The following is a 4575-nucleotide window of genomic DNA, read 5'->3' on the forward strand; positions in this document are numbered from 1 at the left end:
CGACGACGTCGCCCTCTCCGCCCCGCCCGTTCCCTCCCACCCGTACATCCATCTTCGTCGTAACGAAGTACCCGGCCCCCAGCTTCGTCGTCTTCCGCCCCGACACCGACTCGATCACCGCGTCGAAGCGCACCTCGTCCCCCGGGCGCAGCGCCCGCAGGTACTCCTGCTCGCAGTCGGTCGCGACCACCGCCGTGTACCCGGCGCCGTCCAGCAGCGCGAACAGCTCGTCGTACGCCGCCGACCTGCCCGAATGCCCGGAGAGCCCGCCCATGGTCCACGCCTGGAGCATGGTGGGCGGCGCGATCGCCGCCTCGCCGGTGTACGCGGGATGGGTGTCGCCGACCGCCTCGCACCAGTGCCGGATCATCGCCGGGTTGACCGGGTCCTTGCCGGTCCCGCCGGCCATCGCGGCCCGCCCCGCGTACGCCTTCAGCCGCTCGTCGAGACCGCAACCCGCACCGCTCACCGCCGCCCCCTCCGCACCCACCGCACCCACCGACACACGAACGAGCGGTTCCTGACTGTCCGTCAGGAACCGCTCGCTGTCAAGGTGCGAAGGTACGGGCGGCCGGCTCTCCCCAGCGCCGGCCGCCCGTCGTCCTCAGGTCACCGCAGAGGTCACCAGAGGTTCGTGAAGTTCACCGTCGCGTTCGACTGGTCGACCTGGGTGAACCCAGAGCCGTTCACGCTCGCGGTGTTGTTCTGGTTGGACGCCCCGTCGCCGTTCGCGACCTGCTGCGTCGTGGTCGAGTTGCCGTTGTTGTCGTTACCGACGCCGGTGCCTTCCTGGCTCGCCGACACCGCCCCCGACCCGTCCGACGCGAATGAGCCGTTGTCCGCGTGCGCTACCCCGGCGAACAGGGCTGCTGCGAGCGGCAGAGCGGCAACGGCGGCGATGGTGCGAGCGGTACGGATGCTTGCCATGACTTCCTCCTGCGGAACCACTTGTACGGGAAACCCCTGGGTGGTTGGCCGACCCCCCCGGGCCTGTTGTGTGACGACGTCGCGCCACCAGAACTGCCCAAGCGACACTCCCCGAACCGACAACCATCCCCAATTCCCCCGCAAGCGTGAGCGGCCCCCGTCAAACGTCCCGGTCAACAGAAGTCGGGGGCGCAAGGGGGTGCAGCGAAGCACACGCTTTCAAGAACGCAGGCCGACCGAGGCACGAAGCAATCCCCATGCAAGACTCCCGACATGACTATGCGGGGTAACTCCCGCAGCCGCCTGACCAGCCGCTGCCTTACCGCTCTGTTCACGGTGTGCGCCGCCACGGCGGTCCTGAGCAGTTGCGGGAGCGGAGCCTCCGCCAAGAGCTCTCAAGCCGGTCTCGTCAAGGGCCGAAATGGCGTCGACACGACCCCTGTTGCCCACCGAAAGCCGGCTCCGGACATCTCCGGTAGGACAACCACGGTTAACAATCTGAGCATCGAAGACCACAAAGGAGAGGTAATCGTCCTCAACATCTGGGGTTCTTGGTGCGGGCCATGCATCGCGGAGGCGCCCAACTTCGCCGAAGTCGCCAAGGAAACCTAGAAGCAGGGCGTGCAGTTCATCGGCATCAACACCCGGGACAGCGACCCGGCCCAAGCCATCGGCTTCGAGGAACAGCGCAAGACCCCTACCCAATCCTGTTCGACCCGACAGGCAAGCTCATGCTGCGCTCCCCCAAGGGAAGCCTCAACCCGCAATTCATTCCGTCGACCGTCGCCATCGATCGTCACGGCAGAACCGCGGCACGATCCATCGGCCCACTCGGCGAGGACGAGTTGCGCAAGATGATTGAACCGCTGACTGCCGAGAAGTAGAACGCCTCGGGTGCACGAGAATCGAATGAGCCGCAGATTGAGTGCAGACACTCACGTCACATCACGCCTGCGATGCAGGTACGCACATCCGAAACCCAAGAGCAAATGAGACTTCCGCATCGCCCATGAGTATGATCTTGGCGACGACGGCTGCTGACCACAGCCGCCAGCCATATAGGGGGATTGCTATGTCTCGTAGACTCACCATGCGAGCAGTCGGGGTTACGATGACCCTTCTGCCCACCGCTTTGGGAACGACCGCAGCTCATGCCGGCACCGGCGAGCCTTCGCCCGCCTCGGGAATTCAGAAGCACAGCGGTGAAATTTCGCCCCGAGCAGCTGTCGGACACTACAGCAAGCTCATCAACAAAACGGCGAAGAAGAACTACACAAACACCAAGAACGAAATTGCCCGCTGCACGGCGCAGACCAAGGGCATGACGTGCATGATCAACAAGACGTCATCGGCGACGCGCACGATCGATGCGGGATTCGGCCTGAGCCGTAACGGTGTCGCGGCGAGCCTGAACATCAGCAAGGCCAAGACGCAGTCCGTGTCGGTGACCTGCAGCGCGAAGGTCGGTAAGGGCCACTCGCTCGTCGCCTATCCGATCGGCACGCGGTACAAGTACAAGATTGAGAAGCACATCACCACCCCGCTCGATTACAAGGCCGGTACGAGTGGGTGGAAGTACGCTTTCGATCCTGCACCCGCGAAGGTGAGTTGCAAGGTCATATGAGTCGCCGTCGTAGTCATTTCGCGTTCACGCTCCCCCGGGCCGGCGCTGTGGCGGGTGCCGCGGCAGTGGCGATGCTCCTGGCAGGGTGTGGCACGCACGACGAGCCGCAGGTTCCTGTCGACTCGCTCGTCGGCCAGTCCGTCGCTCAGGTGGAGGGCAATCTGCCGCAGAGCTCTTCGATGGTCTCGTACGACCTCTCAAAGCCCGTCACCGGCGCGGAGCCCAAGTACGGCATCTCAGATGACACGAATCACGGCGATTGGTTCGTTGTGGCGGCATGCGCGAATACGAAGAACATCGAGGACGACACTCGCCTCGCCGTCGGCGTACTGCACGCCGACGCGTACTCCAAGAACGTCGCGCGCAAGGCCAAGACCCACGCCTTCGACCGCTACCTGTCGGAGTGCAAGTAACGACGTCTCACTGCGGCCTGCTGCCGCCCCAGAGCGAGATATACGCGCTACGGGGCAAGACAGGCGGCCGCACGCGAAAGGGGTGCCCGTTCTCGACGGGCACCCCTTCTGGCCTGGAGTTATGTGGCCTATGGCGGAGGCTGTGGGATTTGAACCCACGGTGGCGTTGCCGCCACGACAGTTTTCAAGACTGTTCCCTTAGGCCGCTCGGGCAAGCCTCCCCGCGGCACCTGTCGGCGGCCGGCCGACGGTGACGCGGGGATCAGGGTAGCGCGTCAGGCCGCTCCGTGCGCTGTTCGAGCGCCCGGTGCCGGGATCGGCGGGCGTGCTGTCCGCGCACGTCAGCGGTCTTCCAGCCGGCCGGGCACACGTGTCGGTCGTCTCCGGGCGAGCCGGGCGCGTCCGTCAGCTGTCCCCCACGCGCTGGCCCAGGGTGACCTTGGTGGTGTGCTGCTTGCCGTCGCGTTCGTAGGTGAGGGTTACCTTTTCGCCGGGGCGGTGCTGCCAGATTTCGCTGATCAGGGTCGGGCCGGAGTCGATGACCGTGTCGTCGAGTTTGGTGATCTTGTCGCCGGGCTTGAGGCCGGCCTTGTCGGCAGGGCCGTTCGGGGTGACGGCGTCCGTGCCGCCGTTGCCGCGCTGGGCGATCGTCGCGCCGTCGCTGTTCTCCCGCATGCCGACCTGCACGCCGATCTGCGGGTAGATCGGCTTGCCCGTACGGATCAGGTCGTCGGCGACCCGCTTGGCCTGGTCGATCGGGATGGCGAAGCCGAGGCCGATGCTGCCGGACTGGCTTCCGCCGCCGAACGGGTCGCTGCCGCCGCCGCTGCCCGCCGACTGGATCGCGGAGTTGATGCCGATCACATTGCCGGAGGCGTCCATCAGCGGGCCGCCGGAGTTGCCGGGGTTGATCGACGCGTCCGTCTGCAGCGCGGACATGTACGAGGCGTTCGTGCCGCCGCCGTCGCTGGAGGCCACCGGGCGGTCCTTGGCGCTGACGATGCCGGTGGTGACCGTGCCGGACAGGCCGTACGGGGCGCCGATGGCGATCGTCGCGTCGCCGACCGCGACGTTCGCGGACTTGCCGAGCGGGAGCGGGGTGAGCGTGGCGTCGTCGGGGTTCTTGAGCTTTATGACGGCGACGTCGTAGCCCTGGGCGCGACCCACGACCTCGGCGGCGTACTTCTTGCCGTTGGAGAACGTCACCGTCAGCTTGCCGCCGTCCGCGGCGCTCGCCACGACGTGGTTGTTGGTGAGGATGTGGCCCTGCTTGTCGTACACGAAGCCGGTGCCCGTGCCGCCCTCGCCGCCCGCGCCCTGCGCGTCTATGGTCACGACGCTGGGCAGCGCGCGCTGGGCGATGCCGGAGACTGAGGTCGGCTTGCGGTTCAGCGCCTGGGGGTCGCCGGAGGCCGAGACGGTCGTGGAGGCCGTGTCGTCCTGGCCGGCGGCCCAGTAACCGATGCCGCCGCCGACGCCGCCCGCGACCAGCGCCGCCACCAGTACGGCGGCGATCAGGCCGCCGCGGCGGCGCGGCTTGCCGGCGGGCGGACCGGCCGGGGCACCCCAGCCGCCACCGCCGTACGGGGGCTGCGGCGGGCCGCCCCAGCC

7 protein-coding genes and 1 tRNA gene are annotated in these 4575 nt (G+C 67.1%); 4 read left to right on the forward strand and 4 right to left on the reverse strand.

The genetic code is table 11. From position 1 onward, the window contains the following. Both CCS38_RS09870 and CCS38_RS09875 read right to left on the reverse strand, forming a co-directional pair. A partial coding sequence (locus CCS38_RS09870; RefSeq protein ID WP_223732836.1) for an FAS1-like dehydratase domain-containing protein occupies window positions 1-409 on the reverse strand: 409 nt, incomplete at its 3' end. Between the two features lie 212 nt (window positions 410-621). Then, window positions 622-927 (reverse strand): hypothetical protein, encoded by a 306-nt coding sequence (locus tag CCS38_RS09875; RefSeq protein ID WP_223732832.1) that lies wholly within the window; start codon window positions 925-927, stop codon window positions 622-624. A gap of 279 nt (window positions 928-1206) precedes the next feature. On the opposite strand from CCS38_RS09875, the gene CCS38_RS35500 reads away from it, so the two are divergent. The 4 genes from CCS38_RS35500 (at window position 1207) to CCS38_RS09890 (ending at window position 2964) form a co-directional block, all read left to right on the forward strand. Further along, complete coding sequence (locus CCS38_RS35500) at window positions 1207-1539, forward strand: TlpA family protein disulfide reductase (RefSeq protein ID WP_308050778.1); 333 nt, start codon at window positions 1207-1209, stop codon at window positions 1537-1539. 119 nt (window positions 1540-1658) lie between these two features. Beyond that, window positions 1659-1811, forward strand: coding sequence for a TlpA family protein disulfide reductase (locus CCS38_RS35505; RefSeq protein WP_308050777.1), 153 nt, complete (start codon window positions 1659-1661; stop codon window positions 1809-1811). A 227-nt stretch (window positions 1812-2038) separates the two neighbouring features. Next, window positions 2039-2551, forward strand: a complete 513-nt coding sequence (locus CCS38_RS09885; RefSeq protein ID WP_223732833.1) for a hypothetical protein — start codon at window positions 2039-2041, stop codon at window positions 2549-2551. Window positions 2552-2616: 65 nt separating this feature from the next. Continuing rightward, window positions 2617-2964 carry a hypothetical protein gene (locus CCS38_RS09890; RefSeq protein ID WP_223732834.1) on the forward strand — a complete coding sequence of 116 codons (348 nt, stop codon included), beginning with the start codon at window positions 2617-2619 and terminating at the stop codon, window positions 2962-2964. Between the two features lie 131 nt (window positions 2965-3095). Here the strand turns inward: CCS38_RS09890 and CCS38_RS09895 are convergent. Further along, window positions 3096-3185: transfer RNA gene (locus tag CCS38_RS09895), tRNA-Ser, on the reverse strand. 184 nt (window positions 3186-3369) lie between these two features. Continuing rightward, a partial coding sequence (locus CCS38_RS09900; RefSeq protein WP_223732835.1) for a S1C family serine protease occupies window positions 3370-4575 on the reverse strand: 1206 nt, incomplete at its 5' end.

This window comes from Streptomyces purpurogeneiscleroticus, from assembly GCF_020024005.1.
GTDB lineage: Bacteria > Actinomycetota > Actinomycetes > Streptomycetales > Streptomycetaceae > Streptomyces > Streptomyces purpurogeneiscleroticus.

What these genes read in the sequence shown, in the direction of transcription:
- CCS38_RS09875 (WP_223732832.1), bottom strand. Translation starts at nt 927, where the DNA reads ATGGCAAGCATCCGTACCGCTCGCACCATCGCCGCCGTTGCCGCTCTG.
- CCS38_RS35500 (WP_308050778.1), top strand. Translation starts at nt 1,207, where the DNA reads ATGCGGGGTAACTCCCGCAGCCGCCTGACCAGCCGCTGCCTTACCGCT.
- CCS38_RS35505 (WP_308050777.1), top strand. Translation starts at nt 1,659, where the DNA reads ATGCTGCGCTCCCCCAAGGGAAGCCTCAACCCGCAATTCATTCCGTCG.
- CCS38_RS09885 (WP_223732833.1), top strand. Translation starts at nt 2,039, where the DNA reads ATGACCCTTCTGCCCACCGCTTTGGGAACGACCGCAGCTCATGCCGGC.